At 64.2% G+C, this 21,883-nt stretch carries 18 protein-coding genes and 2 pseudogenes; 11 read left to right on the top strand and 9 right to left on the bottom strand.

The window, feature by feature from the left end; all coding sequences use genetic code 11:
- Positions 1–71 precede the first annotated feature (71 nt).
- The 4 genes from MB901379_RS11685 (at position 72) to MB901379_RS11670 (ending at position 4,039) form a co-directional block, all read left to right on the top strand.
- Positions 72–266 carry a hypothetical protein gene (locus tag MB901379_RS11685; protein ID WP_158016843.1) on the top strand — a complete coding sequence of 65 codons (195 nt, stop codon included), beginning with the start codon at positions 72–74 and terminating at the stop codon, positions 264–266.
- Positions 267–510: 244 nt separating this feature from the next.
- Positions 511–1,668 carry a cytochrome P450 gene (locus tag MB901379_RS11680; protein ID WP_158016842.1) on the top strand — a complete coding sequence of 386 codons (1,158 nt, stop codon included), beginning with the start codon at positions 511–513 and terminating at the stop codon, positions 1,666–1,668.
- Positions 1,669–1,841: 173 nt separating this feature from the next.
- Positions 1,842–2,711 carry a DUF4344 domain-containing metallopeptidase gene (locus tag MB901379_RS11675; RefSeq protein WP_158016841.1) on the top strand — a complete coding sequence of 290 codons (870 nt, stop codon included), beginning with the start codon at positions 1,842–1,844 and terminating at the stop codon, positions 2,709–2,711.
- A 176-nt stretch (positions 2,712–2,887) separates the two neighbouring features.
- Positions 2,888–4,039, top strand: coding sequence for a glycosyltransferase (locus MB901379_RS11670; RefSeq protein ID WP_158016840.1), 1,152 nt, complete (start codon positions 2,888–2,890; stop codon positions 4,037–4,039).
- A 187-nt stretch (positions 4,040–4,226) separates the two neighbouring features.
- Here MB901379_RS11670 and MB901379_RS11665 read toward each other — a convergent pair whose 3' ends face one another.
- The 3 genes from MB901379_RS11665 to MB901379_RS11655 form a co-directional block, all read right to left on the bottom strand.
- The gene (locus MB901379_RS11665; protein WP_232022055.1) at positions 4,227–4,487 is read right to left on the bottom strand and encodes a hypothetical protein; all 261 of its coding nucleotides are present in this window, start codon (positions 4,485–4,487) and stop codon (positions 4,227–4,229) included.
- 300 nt (positions 4,488–4,787) lie between these two features.
- A complete protein-coding gene (locus MB901379_RS11660) occupies positions 4,788–5,807 on the bottom strand; it encodes a Gfo/Idh/MocA family protein (RefSeq protein WP_158016839.1) in 1,020 nt (339 codons plus the stop codon).
- Positions 5,800–7,035: an FAD-dependent oxidoreductase gene (locus MB901379_RS11655; RefSeq protein ID WP_158016838.1), complete on the bottom strand. Its 1,236-nt coding sequence runs from the start codon at positions 7,033–7,035 to the stop codon at positions 5,800–5,802. The genes MB901379_RS11660 and MB901379_RS11655 overlap by 8 nt, the downstream gene beginning before the upstream one ends.
- Positions 7,036–7,249: 214 nt before the next feature.
- Between MB901379_RS11655 and MB901379_RS11650 the strand changes: the two genes are divergently transcribed.
- Positions 7,250–7,888: a TetR/AcrR family transcriptional regulator gene (locus MB901379_RS11650; protein ID WP_232022054.1), complete on the top strand. Its 639-nt coding sequence runs from the start codon at positions 7,250–7,252 to the stop codon at positions 7,886–7,888.
- Between the two features lie 25 nt (positions 7,889–7,913).
- On the top strand, positions 7,914–9,515 hold the full coding sequence (gene fadD1 / locus MB901379_RS11645; RefSeq protein WP_158016837.1) for a fatty-acid--CoA ligase FadD1: 1,602 nt from the start codon (positions 7,914–7,916) through the stop codon (positions 9,513–9,515).
- 119 nt (positions 9,516–9,634) lie between these two features.
- Here fadD1 and MB901379_RS11640 read toward each other — a convergent pair whose 3' ends face one another.
- Positions 9,635–10,312, bottom strand: coding sequence for a hypothetical protein (locus tag MB901379_RS11640; protein WP_158016836.1), 678 nt, complete (start codon positions 10,310–10,312; stop codon positions 9,635–9,637).
- A gap of 99 nt (positions 10,313–10,411) precedes the next feature.
- Positions 10,412–11,209 (bottom strand): SDR family NAD(P)-dependent oxidoreductase, encoded by a 798-nt coding sequence (locus MB901379_RS11635; protein ID WP_158016835.1) that lies wholly within the window; start codon positions 11,207–11,209, stop codon positions 10,412–10,414.
- A 357-nt stretch (positions 11,210–11,566) separates the two neighbouring features.
- Between MB901379_RS11635 and MB901379_RS11625 the strand changes: the two genes are divergently transcribed.
- Complete coding sequence (locus tag MB901379_RS11625) at positions 11,567–12,349, top strand: SDR family oxidoreductase (RefSeq protein WP_158016833.1); 783 nt, start codon at positions 11,567–11,569, stop codon at positions 12,347–12,349.
- Positions 12,350–12,381: 32 nt separating this feature from the next.
- On the opposite strand, the gene MB901379_RS11620 is transcribed toward MB901379_RS11625, so the two are convergent.
- Positions 12,382–13,308 (bottom strand): alpha/beta hydrolase, encoded by a 927-nt coding sequence (locus tag MB901379_RS11620; RefSeq protein WP_158019114.1) that lies wholly within the window; start codon positions 13,306–13,308, stop codon positions 12,382–12,384.
- A gap of 266 nt (positions 13,309–13,574) precedes the next feature.
- Between MB901379_RS11620 and MB901379_RS11615 the strand changes: the two genes are divergently transcribed.
- Entirely contained in the window at positions 13,575–13,991 is a 417-nt protein-coding gene (locus tag MB901379_RS11615) for a CBS domain-containing protein (RefSeq protein WP_158016832.1), read from the top strand.
- A gap of 22 nt (positions 13,992–14,013) precedes the next feature.
- Here MB901379_RS11615 and MB901379_RS24580 read toward each other — a convergent pair.
- Together MB901379_RS24580 and MB901379_RS11610 are read right to left on the bottom strand one after the other, a co-directional pair.
- Positions 14,014–14,160: pseudogene (locus MB901379_RS24580) on the bottom strand (amidohydrolase family protein); the annotation flags it as partial.
- 33 nt (positions 14,161–14,193) lie between these two features.
- Positions 14,194–15,816, bottom strand: a complete 1,623-nt coding sequence (locus MB901379_RS11610; RefSeq protein WP_158016831.1) for a class I adenylate-forming enzyme family protein — start codon at positions 15,814–15,816, stop codon at positions 14,194–14,196.
- 132 nt (positions 15,817–15,948) lie between these two features.
- Here MB901379_RS11610 and MB901379_RS11605 point away from each other — a divergent pair, with 132 nt between their 5' ends.
- Both MB901379_RS11605 and MB901379_RS11600 read left to right on the top strand, forming a co-directional pair.
- Positions 15,949–16,557, top strand: a complete 609-nt coding sequence (locus MB901379_RS11605) for a GNAT family N-acetyltransferase (RefSeq protein ID WP_232022053.1) — start codon at positions 15,949–15,951, stop codon at positions 16,555–16,557.
- A gap of 42 nt (positions 16,558–16,599) precedes the next feature.
- Positions 16,600–17,557 (top strand): annotated as a pseudogene (locus MB901379_RS11600) (M48 family metallopeptidase).
- Between the two features lie 204 nt (positions 17,558–17,761).
- Here MB901379_RS11600 and MB901379_RS11595 read toward each other — a convergent pair.
- Positions 17,762–20,383 (bottom strand): FHA domain-containing protein, encoded by a 2,622-nt coding sequence (locus MB901379_RS11595; protein WP_158016830.1) that lies wholly within the window; start codon positions 20,381–20,383, stop codon positions 17,762–17,764.
- 145 nt (positions 20,384–20,528) lie between these two features.
- Between MB901379_RS11595 and MB901379_RS11590 the strand changes: the two genes are divergently transcribed.
- Positions 20,529–21,845: a DUF1254 domain-containing protein gene (locus MB901379_RS11590; protein ID WP_158016829.1), complete on the top strand. Its 1,317-nt coding sequence runs from the start codon at positions 20,529–20,531 to the stop codon at positions 21,843–21,845.
- Positions 21,846–21,883 lie beyond the last annotated feature (38 nt).

The following is a 21,883-nucleotide window of genomic DNA, read 5'->3' as shown; positions in this document are numbered from 1 at the left end:
ATCGAGGAGCGTGGCCAAACGCACTATTCCCAGTCAGGTCATCCCCGCATCGCGCACTCTCGGGTCGCCGGATGCTCAACAATCCCGCGCCGCTGCCGGTGTCCAGGCCCCCGGTGTTACCGGTGTTGCCCGGCCGGTTGAAGGCCACGGGTCGAGTGATCGACACCGTGAGGACTACGCAACGGGATTACTACGGCTCCCACGAAAGCGCCTTCCCGAAGTCGACTGCCGGCGGGCGGGGCATGTTGCTGCTGTCCAACCCCTGAGCACCCAAGATCGAGCCCAAAGACCGCCACGAGACAGTATGTTCTGGGTGTGTTCTGGGCACCGAAACCTCAAGAACGAATCCGCGTCCCAGGTGCGGACGTGGGCACGGCAGCAAGCCAGTTGGCAGACAACGGGAGTGGTGCGCTGCCGCAGCCTCCCGACGCGGTCGCGGCGGGACGCCGACACCACAGCTGGGCAGAAATTCTTCGTGACCTCGCGGCCAATCCGCGGTGAGATATTGGTATGACCGTCGACGTGCCGCACGTTGTCTACGCAGAGTTGCCGATGGCCGCCGACCGGGGAACCGGCTGGGGGGCCTTACGCGCGGCCGGTCCGGTCGTGTTCGGCGACGGGTTTTACTACCTGACCAGGCGCGCAGATGTGCTCGGCGCGCTTCGCAATCCCGACATTTATTCGTCCAAGAGTGCCTTCGATATCCTGGGCAGTCCGCTGCCGTTGGTCCCGCTGGCATTCGATCCGCCCGAACACACTCGATTTCGGAAAATTCTGCAACCTTTCTTCAGCCCGCACGCACTCCACGGTGTACTGCCCTCGCTACGAACCCAAGCGATCGAGATCATCGAAGCGATCGCCAGCCGACACGAGTGCGAAGTGATGTCGGATCTGGCAATTCCCTACCCGTCGCAGGTGTTCCTGACGCTGTTTGGTCTGCCGCTGGAAGATCGGGATCTCTTGATTCGCTGGAAAGACGCCATCATCGATCTCGGCCTGCTGGACAGTCTCGACGGCGCCGACCTGACCCCAGCGCTCGAACTCACCGCATACCTCATCGAGGCCATCGCAGAGCATCGGCGCAACCCCGGCACCGATATCTTGTCGCAGGTATTGACGGGCGATGATCCGCTCAACGACGAGGAAGCCCTCGGGCTCAGTTACGTCTTCGTGCTCGCCGGTCTGGACACCGTCACCTCCGCAATCGGGACAGCGCTACTCGAGCTGGCCCAAAGCCCATCGCTGCGCGATTTGCTGATCGAAATGCCGGATCAGATTGCCGTTTTCGTTGAAGAGATGGTCAGGCTCGAGCCGCCGGCACCGGTCGTGCCGCGGGTGACGACCCAAGAAGTCACTGTCGCGGGTGCCAGGATCCCGGCCGGTGCCAGGGTGTGGCTGTGTCTGGGAGCAATCAACCGCGACGGCAGCGACGCGATTTCGGTCGACGAAGTGGTCATGGACGGCAAGGTTCACCGACACTGGGGCTTCGGCGGCGGCACTCACCGCTGTCTTGGTGCACACCTGGCCCGCATGGAGCTAGAACTCGTCATCGGGGAATGGCTGCGTTGCATACCCAACTTCGAACTGGCGCCCGGGTTCACACCCGAAATAGTTTGGCCATCAGCAACTTTTGGCATTTCTGCGCTGCCGCTGCGGTTCGCCGCGTAGCCCACCGGTGGGGTTGACTCAGCGGCTCGGGGTGGCCATTCGCCGTCGAACCGCACGATGTTTTAGCCGGGAGCCGGAATTTCGCCTGCCAATGGTGCAAGTGCCGTACCGTTCTGCACACCCGAGGACATGCGTTGTCGCGGGCGCGAGCGTGTCACAGAAGGGACAGCGCAATGAGAAGACCTGTCGGTATCATGGCGATCTGTTCTGTCCTCGTGTTGTCTGCCGGATGTGGTGGGTCGGCTCGCCGCGCCGACGACAACCCGTCGTCGCTCGAAGCGTCCAGCCAGGCTTCACCGCCAGCCCAGCCGACCCAGCCCGCGCCGGCGGGAACCATGACCGCTCGGTATGAAGACGCCTCAACTCCAGAAGCACAACAAGGCCGCCAACTCATGGCAGACGCCAAGATTTTGGAGGCCGTCGCGCAACAGGTTAACGACATCTTGAATCTGCCCTACGACGTCGCTGTGGTGGGTAAGCAGTGCGGTGAGGCCAACGATTACTGGGACCCCAGTGTCAACGAGATACAACTGTGCTACGAAGACATTCAGGAAAGTGAGCAAAGGTTCGCCAACAACGGCAATCCGGACCCGGTGATGGCCGCCGTCGACGTCACGACGTCGGGCTTTTATCACGAGCTGGGTCATGCCACTCTGGCCATATACCAGCTCGCGTTCACCGGACGTGAGGAGGACGTGGCCGATCAACTGTCGGCGTTCATGCTGCTTGCCCCCGGCGCGGATGGGAGGCCCTACCCCAACGGGGTTCGCATCGCCATCAATACCGCCCAGGACTGGAAGTTGAACGCGAAAGAGGACGGCGACGCCAACGAGCTGCCCTTCTGGGACGGCCACTCGATGGACATCACCCGCATGTACAACTGGGAGTGCTGGATTTACGGATCCGATCCGGCGTCAAACGCCACTATGGTCGCCTCCGGCGACCTTCCCGAAGACCGGGCCAGCAATTGCGAAGATGAATTCCAGAACATGTCCCGCGCATGGCATCAGATGCTCGAGCCGCACCTCAAAAAGCCCGGCTAGTTCACTCCAGTCCGCCGATTGGGCGGCGACATCGCGCTAGGCATCGGCCGAGGTCCCGACCGCAGCTCGCAGTGAAGTTTTGGTTGCGGCGTTCCCCGGCAGAATTTCACGGACTGTTCAGGTTCCGGTCGGTTCTAACTCGATGACCGCACACGGTCGCCGGTTTTTCTCACGGTATGCGTGTCGTTCAGGTGGCAAACTTCTACGGACCGCGTTCGGGCGGACTACGCACGGCGGTCGACCGGCTGGGAGCGGAGTACTGTGCCAGCGGTCATGAGGTATTCCTGATCGTTCCTGCTCCGCATGCCGCATGGCACCGTCTCCAAACGGGTGTCGTGCGAATTAGTGTGCCCGCCAAGCTGATTCCATTCACTGGGGGCTACCGTGCGGTACGGCCGGGACCGGTGCGGACCTTGCTGGCAGCGCTGCAACCGGACGCTCTGGAGGTTTCCGACCGGCTCACGATGCGGTCGTTGGGGCGCTGGGGCCGCGAACGCGGTGTCACAACCGTGATGATCTCCCACGAACGTCTTGATCGGTTCGCGGGCCAGGTGCTGCCGCATCGAGCCGCCCGCAGGTTCGCCGACTTCGCGAACAGGCGCACCGCCGCGAATTACGATGCCGTGGTGTGCACCACCGTCTTCGCGCGTGCAGAGTTCGACCGTGTCGAGGCGAAAAACACCTTCACCGTGCCACTGGGCGTCGACCTGCAGACCTTTCACCCGAGCCGACGCAGCGCCCTGGTGCGCCAACGCTTTGCCACACCGGAGCAGCTACTGCTGATGCACTGTGGCCGCTTGTCGATGGAGAAGCACGTCGATCGCAGCATTGGGGCGGTCGCCGCGTTGTGTGACGCCGGCGTCGACGTCCGACTGATCATCATCGGCGAAGGCCCACTGCGCGCCAAGCTGCAACGACAGGCAGCCTCATTACCCATCAGCTTCATTGGTTTCATCTCCCAGCGACACACCGTCGCCACGTTGCTGGCCTGTGCCGATGTCACGCTCGCCCCCGGACCTCACGAGACATTCGGGCTTGCCGCGCTCGAATCGCTGGCCTGCGGCACCCCGGCCGTGGTTTCGCGCACATCGGCGTTGACCGAGATCGTCACCGCAGACAGCGGCGCACTCGCCGACAACGATCCCGTGGCCATCGCTCGTGCGGTGCGCGCCATTGTCGACCGGCCGGAATATGTCCGTCGGGCCTGCGCAAGACGCCGAGCCGAAATGTTCACCTGGCAACAGGCGGCAGCAGGAATGCTGACAGTGTTGGGCGTCGACGGGTCCGGAAGCGGCAACGATTTCGACTGTACTGCCTGTACTGCATAGCGTTTCGTTGATTTTCCCAGGCTATCCGCACCGGCATCGGGATTGGGCAAACATTCGCCCGCCGGCTTAGCAACCGGTTTCGGCACGCTGACCGATGACCGCCGCCGATATATCTGGGGGTGCTAGCCGCAACCATCCCACCCAGGAAAGCACGCCGGCCCGGGGCCGTTGCGGCATTTGCGACCGATCAGGTACACGGAACCCCGTGCGGCCCACCGATCCAGTGACCGGGTGGGGACTGCCAAGGGCAGACCTTCTTGATCTGCCCGGGCGGCAGCGGGCGCCAGTTGCCCCCACCGTCGAAATGCGGGCCCGGCGGACCCGGTATCCGTGGTCCGGGATCTGCCTGCACCGTACCGGCGCCGAACCCGAGTGCTGCAAGGCTCAACGCACCGGCCAGAGTCGCGGTTCCAGCGAGTTTCTTGACGTGGATCTTCTTGGCGCTCATTTCTGCCCCCTTCCGGCCGATCCGGCGGGACCCGGGAGTTGACTTGGCGAGTTCCGGGTCAGACCGGCCTAACAGACCGCAATCGGTCATAGGAGTACCCCTGCTACGGGTATCTGTAACCTCGTGTGCCCGGCCGGGTGGGGACCCGCGCCCGGCTCCCCACCCAGGCCTTTCCGTCGGCTCCGGCGGGCGCCAGCAACAACGCAGATCACCACGTCCGCCTACATCCCGCCTCGTCACGAAAGCGATTAGCCATGTGCCCATGCGGTCGCCGATTCCCGGCGTTCGTGTCGCGGTTTCTCAACTGGACGACGTTTTGCTGGGGTTGCGAAGCGGGAGTCCAGCGGCACGGTAGATCGCGTCAATGACGGTCATATTCTCGACAGCGTCCTCGGGGGTCGTCTTGATTGGTTGGCCACGCAGGACCGCGTCAGCAAAGGCCTCGAGCTGGTAGGAATACGACGTTCGGCGCGGAAGACGCTCCGTCCGTTTGCCGCGTGCGGATCGCACCGATAGACGGTGGAAAAGCTGCGGCACTACGGGATTGAGCACCCTTACTTCACCGGCATCGCCGACCACCCGCGCACTGATATTTAACAGATCCGACGACCACATCGAACAGCGGACCCGTCCCGTACACCCGCCAGCAAATCGCAACTCGGCCGTCATTGCCCGATCGATCTCGGGGCTACGGAGTTTAGCTTGTGCCGCAACAACTTCCGGCGTCGCACCAGCGAACGTGCGGACCATGTTGACGGCGTAGCAGCCGGCATCCATCAATGCCCCTCCGGCCAGCGAGTAGTTGTAGCGGATGTCGGAGAACTTCGGCAGCGGAAAGCACATGCTCGCCTCTACCCGCTGCAATGTGCCCAGTTCGCCCGAGGCGATGATCTGCTCAACCCGTAGCACCAGCGGATGGTAGCGGTAGTGGAATGCTTCCATCACTACCCGGTCCGACATTGCCGCCAGTTCGGCGATGGCTCTGGCTTCGGTCGCGTTGGCGGTGAGCGGCTTTTCACACAGCACGTGCTTACCGGCGGCCAATGCCGCTGTGGTCCATTGACCGTGCAACCCGTTCGGCAACGGGATGTAAACGGCGTCGACTGCGGTGTCTGCGAGGAGCGCCTGGTAACTCTGGTGCACGCGTGCGATGCCGTGTTTGGCTGCGACGGCGTGTGCCCGCGACTTATCGCGCGACGCTACCGCCGTTACCACGACCTCGGCGTTCGCCTTGGCAGGGTTGATCAACGCCATCGGCGCGATTCGAGCTGCACCCAGGATGCCGAAACGCAGCGGTGCTGCAGGCGCAGACTCAGCCATCGCGGTGGTCGGGTGGGCGGCGGGCGTAGGCGGGGGCGTGTTCGGGCCGTACGCCGACGCCGATGAAGTAGGCGGGCAGGATCGACAGCCACGGCAACCGTTGCAGCATGGCAAGCACCGCCGTCGGCGGAGAGGGATCGGCGCCGCGCAAGAGTGGCCCGAGCAACTGTCGCTGCAAGATCCGCTGCACGGATTGGGTTAGCGCGGTGGGAAACGCCCGACGCCGCCGGACGGCCGCCAGATCTTTGTCCGTCACCCGGTGCTGCCGCAGCGGTTCGGCCAATACCGCGCCGGCCGCCACCGCATCTTGAACCGCAAGGTTGATACCGACCCCGCCCAGCGGAGACATCGCGTGCGCGGCGTCGCCGATGCACAGCAACCCGTTGGTGTGCCAGCGACGCAGCCGGTTTACCCGGACGTCGAGATGCTTGACGTCGTCCATGGATGCCAGCTCATCGACCGAGTCGGCCGCCTCGGGCACCACCTCGGCGATGTCGCGCCGAAAAGCCTCCACCCCACGCTCGCGCAACTGGGCGTCGGCGCCCTTGGGCCCGATGTAGGCGATCTGGAAGTAGCCCTCGCGGGGGATCACCGCAAACGCCTTGCCGGGAGCCACTCGCGGCAAGAATGAGTACTTCGTTTTCTCGTGACGGGGCAACTTGAACCACCACACGTCGAATTTCACCGGGAATTCGTGGGTCTTGAGACCGGCTGCATGGCGAGCGATCGACCACCGGCCATCGCATGCAACGGTCAGCTCGGCGGTGAGTTCGCCAGGGCCATCGGGTCCCCGATAGGTCACGCCGATCACCCGGTCGCCGTCCCGCAGCAGCCCGGTGACCTCGGTGTTCATCCGCAACGAGAACGTGGGCTCGGCTTGTGCCGCCTCCGCGAGGAGATTCAGTAGGTCCCACTGCGGCACCATCGCGATGAACGGGTGGGGCTGATTCAGCCGATCAAAGTCGACATAGGTGACCGAGCGGCCATCCTTCTCGAACGTCGCGCTATGCACCTCCGTGTAGGGCAGGCGTTGGAAACGCTCCCACAGGCCGAGCTCGTCGAGCAGCCGCATGGTCGTCGGATGCACGGTGTCACCACGAAAGTCCCGCAGAAAGTCGCCGTGCTTTTCCAGCAATGTGACATCGACGCCCGCTCGAGCCAGCAACAGACCAAGGACCATGCCGGCCGGGCCGCCGCCGATAATCGCGCACGTGGTTTTCTCAACCATTAGCGCACAAGCATAGAGGGCGGCCCATCCGGCAATGCCGCCCCTCACTGCTGCCCGTCAGCCAAGTTGGCAACCGCGATATTCGCCCCGCCAGGTCCTCGATAACGCCCCCGATGGTCCTGGTGCTCGACATAACATGGCCGGTGCAAAGCTTGATGGATCTGGCCGCGGGTGTCCGGCGATCGCCCGCCAAGCAAACAGATGAGGTGTTCTGGTGGTGCTGTCCCGACGAGTCGCTCCCACCCGTCATACGCACGGCGGGCAGGCACGTGCCGACCGCACCCGCGCACTGGCGATCGATGTCACCGTTCAGATCGTGCTAAGTGAGGGCATCGCGGCGGCCAGTGGCCGACATATCGCCGAGCAGGCCGGCGTCACGTGGGGCGTGATTCAGTATCACTTCGGTGACCGTGAGGGCTTGCTCATGGCGGTTGTAGACCAAGGGTTCAGCGAACTGCTGGATGCCCTCAACTCCGTGCCCCCGCCGGCGCCGGGCGCGAGCACACGCAACCGGGTGGAGGCCGTGGTAGCGGCGGCCTGGCATGCCATCTCCAGCCCCACCGCACGCGCTGCCACCGAAATTCTGATCGGAACCCGCGCCAACCGTGGAGCTGCGGCGGTCGGACATCTGCGACGGTTGGCCACGACGTTCACCGAGCTCGGCAGGAGAATCGACGATGATCTGGGCCCGACGCAAAGCGCGGCGGTCGGCGAACACTTGCTGACCACGCTGCGCGGCATGATCGCCAATCAGCTGATCGTGCCCACGGCCGTCGACACAACCAAGAGTCGTCGGGTACTCGTCGACATCCTGTGCGGATATCTTGGCCAACAGCACCCAACAACGACGTAACCGGTGAAACAAGGGGATCCGCTACATGACCGACACGGTTCAAGCGCTCTTGCAGCGGCGCAAGTCGGATTCCGCTGTTGCCGTGAAATACCAAGATTTGCACTGGACTTGGAGCCAATATCTGGCCGAGTCGGCAGCGCGTGCCGCCGCGCTGATCGCCGCCGCGGATCCGGATCGCCCGATGCACATCGGCTGCTTGCTGGGCAATACACCCGAAATGCTGGCCCAGATGGCGGCGGCCGGACTCGGCGGTTACGTGCTGTGCGGCCTGAACACCACGCGGCGGGGTGCGGCGTTGGCAGCCGATGTGAAGCGGGCCGACTGCCAGATCGTTGTGACCGATGCCCAACACCGGGGGCTGTTGACCGGTTTGGACCTGGCACCGGTGCGGATTCTCGATACGTCCACACCCCGGTGGTTCGACCTTGTCGCTGATGCCAGCCCGTTGGTCCCGCATCGGCAAGTCGACATGATGGACCCCTTCATGATGATCTTCACGTCCGGAACAAGCGGAAATCCCAAGGCGGTGCAGGTGTCCCACCTCATGCCGACCTTTGCCGGTCGCAGCCTCACCGAACGCTTCGGTCTCTCCGAGCGGGACACCTGCTATGTGTCCATGCCTTTGTTCCACTCCAACGCGGTGGTCGCGGGCTGGGCCCCTGCGGTGGTGTCCGGTGCTGCTATCGCCCCGGCGAGGTTTTCGGCGACCCGCTTCCTGGCCGACATCCGTCGGTATGGTGCCACGTACATGAACTATGTCGGCAAGCCGCTTGCGTACATACTGGCCACCCCGGAGCGGCCCGACGACGCCGATAATCCCCTGCGAGTGGCCTTCGGCAACGAGGCCAACGACAAGGACATTGACGAGTTTGCGCGTCGTTTCGGGGTTCAGGTCGAGGACGGCTTCGGCTCGACCGAGAACGCCGTCATAGTGATTCGAGAACCTGGCACGCCCCCGGGCTCGATCGGCAAGGGCGTCGACGGGGTCGCGGTGTACAACAGCGACACCGTCACCGAGTGCGCGGTTGCCCGTTTCGACGAAAGCGGCGCCCTGACCAACGCCGACGAAGCCGTGGGCGATTTGGTCAACACGACGGGATCGGGCTTCTTCACCGGTTACTACAACGACCCCGACGCCAATGCCGAACGTTTGCGCAACGGGATGTACTGGTCGGGCGACCTCGCGTACCGGGACTCGGCGGGCTGGATCTATCTCGCGGGCCGCACCACCGATTGGATGCGGGTGGACGGCGAGAATCTTGCTGCCGCGCCAGTTGAGCGAATTCTATTGCGACACAACGCGGTCAACCGTGTTGCGGTGTACGCGGTGCCGGACGAACGGGTCGGCGATCAGGTGATGGCGGCCGTGGTTCTCCAGGAGCGTCGGGGCTTCGACCCCGACTCGTTTGAAGCATTCTTAGACACGCAACCTGACTTATCCCCCAAGGCCTGGCCTCGATACGTCCGGATCGCGGCCGATTTGCCCAGCACCGCCACCCACAAGGTGCTCAAGCGCCAGCTGATCACCGAAGGAACATCGATTGGCGAGGGTGAGACGCTGTGGATCCGCGAGCCACGCGGCACCAGTTACCGGATCGAAACCCGCGGTCCGGCTCATACGTCATGAGGCGTGCGCCACCTGGACCGCGCGCCCGTTGATTGGTCAGGCACTCGCCGAATCGCCGGGAGCTGTGCGGTTTTCGTAGCGCCCCTGCACAGTGCACCGGGGGGCGGCCCAGGCACGAATTATCCGTCGATCTCACCGGCGATGCCGCGTTCGAGGCTGGCCCGCGTGTTGCCCGGCAGCACGATCAGGCCGTCGAGTTCGGAACGGGCCAAGTCGTAGGCACGCGAACGCTCCTGGGCGGTCGCAGAGGCATCTGCAGCAACTCGCAACAAGCTTTGGGCGCGGGCCAGCCGTTGTTGTGCCTCCCGGGAGAAGTCGCTTCGGCGCCTACGCATCGCCTCGACTTCTGCGGCATTGAACGCAGTGACATAGTTTTCGACCGCATCGAAGTACCCGCGTGCGGCGTCGCGATCATCCAGCAGGTCTTCCGCGCGCATCGGACGCTGGAGGTCGGCCGCCAACTTGGCCTTGTGAAAACGCGTGGTCAGCGGGTCCCTCATGTCGGTCATGACGGGGAAGTCGAGGAGCTTGGCCACGTCGAGCTCGTAGTCCAGCCAGCGAACGTCCGTTTGATCGTGCGTGTCGATCGCGCGCCTTATCGCCTGCCACTGTGCGGCTTGGTTGCCGCGCGCGACCAATCGCGAATCGGCGACACCCGAGCCGCCGGGCACGTCATCGGTCGGTGCCTCATCGGATCGCCTGGTCAAAGACGAGATGGCTCTGATGCCGGCATAGATCACACCGACAACCGGTGCGAGCAGCAGCAACAACTCGACCAACCGAAACAGCAGTCCCACGAAGCCAGGATGCCACCATCGCAATCGGCGCAGGAACGCTCACGTAGCACCGGGCCCGTCACCACCGTCGGGCGTGCGGTGCCGGATGCGCGGACCGACTCAGCGTTTGTCGGTCTGGCCAGCGGCGATCTCGTCGGCCGCCTTGGCGGCGATGCCCCCCGCCAGGCGTGAGGCTACCTCGGGCACATTGGCGGCGAAACGTGCCAACGCCCGCTGGCGTAGGGGCGCCACGGTAATCTCTCCGCGGTTACGCTCGATAGCGCTGACTACGGCCGCACCAACCTGATCGGGTGTACCGGTGCCGATCAGCGGCGGGGCGGATGCTCCGGAGTCGGCGAACATCCCCGCACCGCTGATCGCTCCGGGGCTGACTACCGACACGCCAACCCCGGCCGGCCGCAAGTCGTCGCGCAGGCACAATGCAAAGCCACGGATACCGAATTTTGTTGCCGCATAAAGCGACGCGCGTGCCGTTGCCGTCTTGCCCGAGATCGACGAGACAAAGACGAAGTGTCCGGAGCCGCGCCTGGTGAACGCCGGGATCAATTCTCGCGTCATCTGAACCGGCGCCTCGAGGTTCACACGCAACGCACGACCCACCTGCTCGGCGGTAAAGCTTTCCAGCTTTCCGGAGGCCGGCAGCGCGGCATTGGCGACCAGGACGTCGATCTCCCCCGCGTGCTTAAGCAGCGCGAGCCCAGCATCCGGCTCGGCCAGGTCTGTGACGATCGTTCGGTGATCGTGTCCCCGAAGCGAGGCGGCGAGCTCATCAAGTTCTGCGGGCTTACGCGAGCTGAGGATCAGCACGGCGCCGCGGTCGGCCAGCGACGATGCGATCGCGCGGCCGAGACCGCCGGTAGCGCCGGTGAGCAGGACGATCTTCCCGGATAGTTCCATGTGGACGACGGTAGCCGACTCCTCCGTTGGACACGATGGGACGTCATGGTCACGCAAACCGCGTCGAACGAAATTGGGGATCGGACGGAAGTGGGGAGGTCACGCATCCGCCGACCCGTTAAAGCATGGCAATCCATACCACCATGTTTGTATGGTGAATTCGAGGTTTCCCGGATTGTGTCGCCGCACCGCCGGGCTCGCGTGGCTGGGTGGTATGCCGTTCGACGAACCTGTTGATGTCGACGGCGCATCTTGCCTCTTGAAATTGGACGACGATGGGAATGGGACCGTGCGACCCGACCCGACCACCACCGGCTACGGCCCCCAAGAACGATCCGGACTCACTGAGGAGCTGCAATGTCGAACCGATTGACTGGCAAAGTTGCCCTTGTCAGTGGTGGTGCCCGCGGCATGGGCGCATCCCACGTACGGGCCCTGATCGCCGAGGGCGCCAAGGTGGCGTTCGGCGACATCCTCGACGACGAAGGCACAGCGGTGGCCGCCGACCTCGGCGATGCGGCTCGCTACTTACACCTCGATGTCACCGATCCGGACCAGTGGGATGCCGCGGTTGCCACTGTGCTCAGCGAGTTCGGCGGGCTCGACATACTTGTGAACAACGCCGGCATTCTCAACATCGGAACGTTCGAGGATTATTCACTGTCCGAATGGCAGCGCATCCTCGACGTCAATCTCACCGGCGTGTTCTTGGGTATTCGTGCCGTCGTCCAGCCCATGAAAGCCGCCGGCCGCGGATCCATCATCAACATCTCTTCCATCGAAGGGCTGGCGGGCACCATGGCCTCTCACGGCTACACCGCAACCAAGTTCGGTGTACGAGGCCTGACCAAATCAGCAGCGGTCGAGCTGGGAGTCAATGGAATCCGGGTGAATTCCATCCACCCCGGCCTGGTCAAAACTCCGATGACGCAATGGGTTCCCGAGGACCTGTTCCAGACCGCGCTGGGCCGGGCCGCCGAACCCCAGGAGGTCTCCAACCTCGTCGTCTACCTCGCCAGCGACGAGTCGAGCTATTCCACCGGCGCAGAATTCGTGGTCGACGGCGGTACCGTCGCTGGCCTGGGCCACAAGGACTTCGCCAACGTCGACGTCGCCCAGCAACCCGACTGGGTCACCTAACCCCAACGTTGGAGGAGTAAGGAGCCGTGGCGCTAACACCCCGGTGCCAGTGCGGTTCGTAGATAGTGGCACTGGCTGGCAAAAAACGACAACGAAATCGGTGCCTTCGGTGCGAGCAGATCGAAGGCGTGGAACGCGCCGGCGGCAATCTCTTCGTGCACCTCCACGCCCGCGGCACGCAGGCGCCGCGCGTAGTCGCGGCATTCCGCATGGAACAGGTCCAGGGTGCCCACTCCGATCCACGCCGGCGGCAGACCTGACAGGTCGGCGCGTCGCGCGGGTGCGGCTTCGGCGGGATTCGCCCCGCCCAGATACCACCGCCAGGCCTGCTGGTTGTCGCTCGCGCTCCACATGATGCGTTGATGACCGTCCGGAGGTGCGCCGGTCCGGTCATCGAGCATCGGATACACCAACATTTGCAGCACGGGCTTGACCTCGCCACGGTCATGGGCGCGCTGGGCCACGGCGGCCGCAAACAGGCCGCCGGCGCTGGCACCACCAACCGCAATCCGGGATGGATCTACCCACGGTTGGCCCTGCAGCCACAGCAGCGCGGCGTAGCAGTCCTCGAGCGGGGTCGGATAAGGGTGTTCGGGTGCCAGCCGGTGGTCTACCGCGGCGACCGCCACCCCGGCGAAATGAGCAAGCTTGCGACAGTACTGATCTTCCTGCGCGGCACTGCCCATCACCGTTCCGCCGCCATGAATCCAGAGCAACGCAGCGTCGCGGTCGGCCAACTCGGACGGTCGGTGCACACGCACGGTGACATCATCGTTGACGCTGGCCACCGGTACGTCCCGCACACGGCACATCGCGCCCGCCAGGCCCATGAGCGCCCGTGGCAGCTTGAGACCGCGGCGCAACCCATATCCACGAGGCAGTAGCCGGGCAACGGATCGCAGGCCGGGGTCTAGCACCCTCGATGAGGTGAACGGGCGACCGGAATGTGGGTCCTTCATCAACCGCTCGCCGTCCGGGGATCGCGCATACCTCATACACTCCCACAGCCATCTGACGGCGGGCATGCCCTCTGCCGGCAAGAAAGACACCGGCTCACGCGACCACCACGCCGCTCGGGGATGCTAGCGGTCTGTCGATCCGGCGACTGCTTCTCCCTTCTTGGAACAGAGCCCCGAGGCGGCCGATTTGCACGGGCGACCAACGCGATCGGTATTGATGACTCAAGTCACTAGATGTACGGGCCGGTCACGTGGAACATGGTGGCGTGCCTAGTCTTCCCTCTGCCGGGTCGCTCCCGATTTCCACTGTGACCGGCGACCCAGTGGCGCGAGTTGTCGGCGATGCCAGCGTTGCCGATGCGGCCAATGCGATGATCGCTGACAATGTCGGAGCGATCGTTATCGGCGACGACGACCGGCCCACGGCGCTTATCAGTGAACGTGACGTTGTACGACTGGTCGCTACCGGGAAAGATCCCAACGTCGTGCCCGCCCTTGAGGTCGCCAGCACCAAGCTGGTGTGGTGCGATGCTGCGGCCACCATCGATGAAGTGGCGAACCGGATGATGGAGCACTACATCCGGCACATTCTGGTGGACCGCGACGGTACTCCAGCGGGGATCGTTTCCGCTCGCGACCTGCTCGGCGTCTATTGTTCCGAGGCCGACCTGGATTTGAACTAGGCAGCAGCGCGCGTGGCGGAGTTCAGAACGCGTCCGGATTCCGCTGGACATCGGACAGTACCGGACGGCGATACAACCGCGCGGCGTTCTCCCAGGTGATCTTGCGGATCACCTCGTGGGGCCACCCGCTAATTTCGTCATGAATTGTCTGTTGGGTGTGCGGCCATGTTCAACCCAGCCAATTCCCCCGCCCCGCCGGGCACTAGGAGCTTTCATCAGCGGCCTCCATCCTGTTTCGGATATCCTCGCGGAGTTTGCCTTTGGCGATCTTGCCGCCAGAAGATCGAGGCAGTTCGTCAACCACGACGAGGCGCTCCGGCAGCAGTTCTTTGGAAACCCCTTGCGCCAAAAGATGGTTGATGAGATCGGTCAAGTCGATGATATGGGAGGTGACCAGTTCGGCGTACAAGCAGACCTTTTCGCCAAACACCGGATCGGGCATCGCCACAGCTGCGGCCACCGCAACCTCAGGGTGCGTCATCACTGCGTCTTCTACCTGTGCGGCGCTGATGTTCTTGCCGCCGCGCAGGATGAAGTCGGCGGTGCGGCCGGTGACGGTCAGGTAGCCTTCGGCGTCGATTTCGCAGATGTCCCCCATCCGCATCCACCCGTCGTGGGTGAACAAACTGGCATGGTCGGTGCCGCCCAGATAGCCGAGGCTCGTGGCCGGCCCGCGGCACGCCGGCTGACCATGGCCGGTCTCAGTGACGTCGCGTTGCCCCTCGAAGAGCCGTACCGACATTTCTGGGACTACCCGACCACCCGTCCGGAGCCGACGATGCCGCGGATCGTCCACAGTGGTCCCGCTCAGCAGTCCGGTCTCGTTGGATCCGTAGAACTGCAGAATCTTTGCACCGGTGAGTTCTTCGAAATCGACGGCCGGCCGATACGGTAATGCTTCGCCACCAGCGAAAACGACTCGCAGTGAACTCAAATCATAGTTGCGGCAAGTACCTTCAGTCATCAGCAGGGTCAACTGAGTACTTACGCAACATAAGACAGTCACCTTGTGCCGGAGTATTGCCTCACAAGTGGCTCGCGGCGTGAACTGTTCCAAGATCACCGCGGTGGCGCCCAGATAGATAGGCGTGGTGTGGCTGGTCCATACTCCGAACCCGAACGGCGTCGGTATCGCGGGCAGGAAGACATCGTCGGACGTCAACAGCGCATTGGCGATCGCCTTTTGGTGAAAGTAATGCCACCGGTTTTGGGTATGAACGACGCATTTGGGTATCCCGGTGGTGCCGGACGTCGAGTTGATCAGGAAGACGTCGTCGGGACCTAACCTGGACTCGGTTCCCAGCGCCACCGGCTCGCTGTCCACCGTCAAGCAAGGTACATCGCCGTCACAACCGAGGGCTAGCACCGACACCGGGAGTTCGGTCTGCAGGCCGGCGGCCAGCGTGGCGCGCGATTCATCACTGATCATGATCCGCGACTGGGTGTCGCGCAGAATCTGGACCACCTCACGAGCACCGGCGCGCGCACCGATCCCAACCACCACCGCGCCACAGCGCTCGATCGCGACGAACAGCACATGAATCGCGGCGCAATCCCGATGCCACACCGCGATCCGATCACCCCGTAGAACGCCGATACCGGCGAGCTGCTCGGCCAAAGCGCTTGCCGCAAAGTCGAATTGCTGCCAGGTAAGGGGACGACCCGGGTGGTCGACATAGGCAACACGGTCAGGTATCCGCTCGGCATTGCGACGTACGGCGTCGGACACCGTCGAGTCCGACCACCAGCCCGCGGCGTGGTATCGGATCGACTCCGGCGCGCTAAATGCCGGAGATCCCGCTATGTCGAGTTCACCGGCGCCCATTACCCAATGATAGGAAAATACGATGCCGCTCCATCCAGAGTCGTAAACGGCCGTCGGGCGGTCCAGCACGGGACCCTTCGACGCGCGGGGCCCTGCGCTACTCTCCCCTAAACCTTTCGCCGGGGAGGGACGGTGCGCATCCGTTCTGGCTCCCCGATCAACCACACCACGGGGGTAAGCGTGACGGAGATGCCCGACGGTATCTCGATCCGGCAGGCTGAGCCGGCGGACTATGAGGACGTCGCGCGGATGCACTACCCGAGTTGGCGGCTGTCCTACCGGGGCATCATGACACCGGAGATGCTCGATCTGTTCGACTGGCAGAGATGGATTGATGAGGAATACCCACGCAGACTCAGCAGACCCGGATGGGCCATGTGGCTTGCCGAGTCGGGGGACCACATCGTCGGCATGAGCATTTTCGGACCTGAGGACGACCACCCCGATCGTCTCGAGATCGACTCCCTCTACGTCGCCGCGGAGAAGCCTCGCCGAGGAATCGGCAGTCTGTTGCTCGATCATGCCCTCGGCACAGAGCCGGCAAACGATGCGGTGCTGTGGTGCGCTGAGAAAAACTATCGAGCGCGCCGCTTCTACCAGAAGAAGGGCTTCCAGCGCGACGGGCGGTCGTTCGTGTGGACTTTGGTGCCTGGCATTCTCGACATCCCCCAAATAGGTTTCACGCTGCACAGATCACCAAGGATCCAACAAGAATCCGCCAAGCGCGTGCCAGGACGGTGAACTCGTCAACTACCGACATCACAGAGGTGCCCGACCATACCCATGGCCATCGTGGAATCGCCGGCGAACGCACATGCGCCCGACCAGCACATCCCGCCCTCGTTCTATGGCGCACCACCCGGACCGACCCGGGCCGACCCGGCTCTTTCGACCACCCCAAACGGCATCCGTGGGAGATCGGTCTTGCTTGCCCTTGGTCATCACGTGCAGTGTGCCGCTCTATGTGATCGCGATCGCGGTCGTGCTGGCCGGCAAGGCCAGCGTGCTATGGCTGTCAATCCTGGCCACGCCCGTCGTGCTGTTTTTTCTCCGCGGGTTGACCTACGGACAGCAGCGGGCCAACGGCGTCAAGATGTCACCCACCCAATTTCCCGACGGCTACTGGCTGGTGGTCGAAGCCGCCCGGCGGTTCGGGCTCAGTGAAGTCCCGGACGCCTACGTGGTATTGGGCAACGGCTTGATCAACGCCTTCGCCAGTGGGCACGGTTTTCGCCGCTACGTGGTCGTCTACAGCGATCTGTTCGAGATCGGTGGCCACGCCCGCGACCCCGAGGCGTTGGGATTCGTCATCGGCCACGAGGTCGGTCATATCGCCGCCGGGCACGCCTCCTACTGGCGTCAGCTGCTGCAGCTGGCGATGCGGATCCCGCTGCTGGGCCCGTCCCCGTCTCGGTCGATGGAGTACACCGCGGACAATTACGGCTACGCGTTTCGTCCGCACGGTGCCGGCAAAACCATCGGCGTGCTCAGCGCCGGAAAGTATCTGCTGAGGTCGGTGCATTTCGACGGCATGGCAGACCGCGCCGGGTCGGAGACCGGCCTTTTCGTCTGGCTGGCGAACATGGTGTCCTCCCATCCGGTGAACACCTGGCGCGCGGCGGCGCTGCGCAACCCTACCGTCGCGGGTTCGCTGTTCTTCCGGCCCACGCAACTCGCGCCGGCCGCACCGCAGCCCTGGCCGGGCGGTGTCGGCTGGATGCGCGAAGTCGCTGACACCTGAATTCGACAGCCTTGGCACCGCTGAAGCGGTAGACGCGGGACGTATCGGTGACCATTGTGGCCGCATACTTGCGCTCGTCGGCAGCGATCTGATTCCGCACATCGAATAAGGCGTAGTTACCGCCTATGGTGCTCTGCTGCGTCTGCCGGTCCCGCTCGCCTTCGGCCGGACAAACCGAACCACCGTGACCGCCGCACCGACCGGTCAGCCGCCTTTGAGCCGAATCTTCCACCGGACGAAGCTGACGTAGAACACACTGATCACCACCAGCATCGCCATGTCGAACCACCACGCGCCGGCGGTGTGACGCCAGTGGGAGTCCTTCGGGGTCAATGGGCCGGGTACCAATTTGGTCAGGTCGACGGATGATGCCGAGGCCGCAAACCCCCATCGGGCCGGAGTGGCCCATGACATCTGGTCGAGCCCGATACGCCCGGTGACCGGAATCATGCCGCCGGAGAACACCAGCTGCGACATGACCGCCACCACCAGCAGCGGCATGATCTGTTCGTTGGACTTAGCGACGGCCGACAGGGCCAACCCGAGCATGGCCGAGGCAACGCAGGTCGCCGCGACGTCGACGAACAACTCCAGTCCGGGCTTGCCCAGCGCAACCGCGCCCTGGGTGGGGCCGCCCTTACCGACGAGCACGATGATGGTCACGATCGCCGACTGAACGACCGCGAACACGGTGTAGACGCAGATCTTTGCCAACAGATAAGCGGTCGTGGACAGGCCGACGGCCTGTTCGCGGCGGAAGATGGCGCGCTCGCCGATCAGGTCGCGGATGGTCAGCGCCGTGCCCATAAAGACCGCACCGACATTGAGCAATACCAGGATCTGGCCGGGCTCGTTGGGCGCGTTGCCCATGGGATTCGGGAAACCAAAGCCGACGTTGCCGGGCACCGACATCGACAGCGACCCCATGATGAAGGGCAATATCGCCAGGAAGATGAAATAACCCCGGTCGGAGACGATCAGCCGGATCTGCCGTCGGGCGATGGTTGAGAATTGCCGCAACAGGCTGGTGTGCGACGGGTCACCGCCCAGGTCGGCCGGGTGCTCCACGGCGGGCACCGGCGGGGGTGGACCCGTCTGCGCCAGGTAACGGGCGTTGGCCCCATCTGGGTCGTCGGCCACCGTGCTGAAGATGTCGGCCCAGTTCGTGGTGCCCATGGCCGGGCCGATCTGGTTGGGCGGCCCGCAGAATGCCGTCTTGCCTCCGGGGGCCAGCAGCAGAACCTGATCGCAGACGTCCAAGTAGGTCAGCGAGTGAGTCACCACCAGCACCACGCGACCAGCGTCGGCCAGTTGCCGCAGCATGGTCATTACCTGCCGGTCCAGCGCAGGGTCCAGGCCCGACGTCGGCTCGTCGAGAATCAGCAACGACGGTCCGGTCAGCAACTCCAGCGCGACCGAGGCCCGCTTGCGCTGACCGCCGGACAACTTGTCGACTCGAGTCTCAAGGTGCTTGGACATCTCCAGCTCCTCTAGCACCCGAGCAACCACCTGTTCACGGTCTTCCTTGGTGGTGTCCGGCGGCAGCCGCAATTCGGCGGCATACATCAACGCCTGCTTCACCGTCAGCTGACCGTGCACCACGTCGTCCTGCGGCACCATGCCGATCCTGCTGCGCAGCGAGGCGTATTCGGCGTGAATGTTGTGGCCTTCGAACGTCACCAAGCCGCTGGTCGGGTGGGTGTAACCGGCGACCAGCCGGGCGAAGGTCGACTTGCCCGCACCGGACGGACCGATCACCGCGGTGAGCATTCCGGGGCGTGCGGCCAACGAGATGTTGTCCAGCAGGATCTTGTTGCCCTCGATGGTCCACGTCACCCCGTGCACATCGAGCCCGCCGGTGCGCGTCTCTAGCAGGCTCTCTTCACGGCGTGCCAGGGCACCGTTGGCGAAGACGAGGTCAATGTTGCCGATCGTTACGACGTCCCCGTCGTGCAGCAGCGCCGACTCGACGCGGGCGCCGTTGACGAAGGTGCCGTTGATGCTGCGATTGTCGCGGATCTGGGTGCCCTGGGGCGTCGGGATCAAGGTCGCGTGGTGGCGCGATGCCAACACCTCGGGAATGACGATGTCATTGTCATCGGCCCGGCCGATCCTGACGGCGCCCGCCGGCAGTTCCCCTGCCGCTCTACCCGGCCGCAGGATCTTCATCATCGACGTTGCGATGTTGCCCGTCTCCCCGCTGGGACGGGGGGCCAGCGGAGGCGGCTGAGCTGCCGAGGGCGGCCGGTAAATCTGTGGCGCCGGCTGTTGTCCGGTGTACGAACGAACCGGCTGCGGACCGCTCGGGTATTGCTGCTGCGGCCCCGATGGCGGCGGAATATGCTGCGGCCCGCTGGGTGGTTGCGCGGGCATCCGGGTGGTTGGTGGCGCCTGTGGCGGCGGGCCGGACACCTGTGCGCCGGTTTGCGGCGGACCCTGCGGCGGCCAGGGCCCGCCGGGTGCGGGCGGAATCTGGATTGCCGCTGTCGGTGGTGGGCGCCCCGCCGAGCCCTGGCGACGGCCAACTTCAAAATCGAGCGCGGGGCCGTCGGGGTTGCCGATATTTACTCGCTGGCCATCTTGGATGTCGACGACCGGCACGCGCCGGTTGTGCACATACAGGCCGTTGAGGCTGCCGTTATCAATGGCAATCCATCGGCCCTGGTCGTAGCGCAACAGCAGGTGCACCCGGGAGATCAGCGGGTCTGCGACACGGACATCGGCCCGCAGATCACGGCCGATCACGACATCGTGTCCCGCTGCGAAGGTGCGCTCCGCTCCGTTGTATCGCACGGTCAGCACCGGCGGGGCGGCTGTTTGGGTCATCGGGACCAACTGTAACGGCACCAGCGTCCGCTGCAGAACAGGACGCCCATGTGTGCACGCCCATGCCCGGTTGGACTTCGCTGATCCGTTACATCGTCCGGCTATCGTTCAATTCGCTGGAAGAAATCTGCCGAAGGAGCCTTTCGTGAGCACCCTGTCGGATGACCTGCGCACCCTGAGCAACGAAGCGTTCATCTACTTCTACCCGCTGGTCACGATGGACGTGACTCGGTTGCAGGCGCTTAGCCCGGTACCCGACGCCAGGCCCGGGGTTGGCCCGCCGAACCGCTTCTCCCACATGCGCACGTTTCCATCGGCTGATTTCCGCGCGGTGGTGCGGCCGAACTTCGACACGCTGTATTCCCTGGCCTGGTTGGACCTGCGCGACGGCCCCGTTCGTCTACAAGCGGCCGATACCGACGACCGCTATTACATGCTGCCAATGCTGGACATGTGGACCGATGTCTTTGCCAATCCGGGCAAGCGAACCAGCGGGACCGGCCCGTTGGATCTGGTGATCGCCGGTCCCGGCTATTCCGGCGAACACTCTGCGGGAACGACGGTCGTCGCCGCCCCCACGCCCTACGTGTGGATCATCGGCCGGACACAGACCAACGGGCCGGCCGATTACCCTGCAGTGCACCGGGTTCAAGACGGCTATCGCATCACCGAACTCGCCACCCGATCCGGGTCCGCCGATGGACCAGCTGCACCCCACCACGACACGACCGCCGAGCCGTCGAAGATCGTCAACGGAATGTCCGCGCTGGAATTCTTGTCCTACGCGGCCGATCTGTTGCGCGTCAATCCACCTCATCCGACCGATTTCTCCGTGCTGGCCCGGCTGGCCCACCTGGGAATCGTGCCCGGCCAGCCGTTTGATGCAAGCCGGTTCAGCGCCGCTGAGGCGGCAGCTGTAGAACAGGGCAAAACCGACGCGCTCAACACCATGATGGCGGTGGCTCCGACGCTGGGCGCCAGTGTCAATGGCTGGATCACCCTGGCCGAAAGCATGGGCGTATACGGCAACAACTACTTGCGGCGGGCCGTGGTGACCCTCATCGGTCTGGGTGCCAACCCACCCGAAGATGCCGTCTATCCGCTTCTTGGCGCCGACGCCGACGGCAGTCCGGTGACCGGCGAACGCGATTACGTCATCCACTTCGACGCGGACAAACTGCCTCCCGCCGAAGCCTTTTGGTCCATCACCATGTATGACGCCGAAGGGTTTCAGGTAGCCAACGAGCTCGACCGGTTTGCGATCGGCGACCGCGACCCGCTGCGCTATAACCCGGACGGCTCACTCGATATCCATCTTCAGCACCAGAACCCCGGGCCGGAGCGTGAGTCCAATTGGCTTCCCACGCCGTTGGGGCCACTCGGTGTGACCATGCGGCTGTATGCACCGAGGCCCGAGGCAATTGGCGGTCGCTGGTCTCCCCCGCCGGTGCGCCGGGCCTGACCCGGGGCCAGTCACACCACCGCGTGGCCATTACTCCG

Origin of the sequence: Mycobacterium basiliense, assembly GCF_900292015.1 — a bacterium.
GTDB lineage: Bacteria > Actinomycetota > Actinomycetes > Mycobacteriales > Mycobacteriaceae > Mycobacterium > Mycobacterium basiliense.
This window is presented reverse-complemented; position numbering and strand designations above follow the sequence as displayed.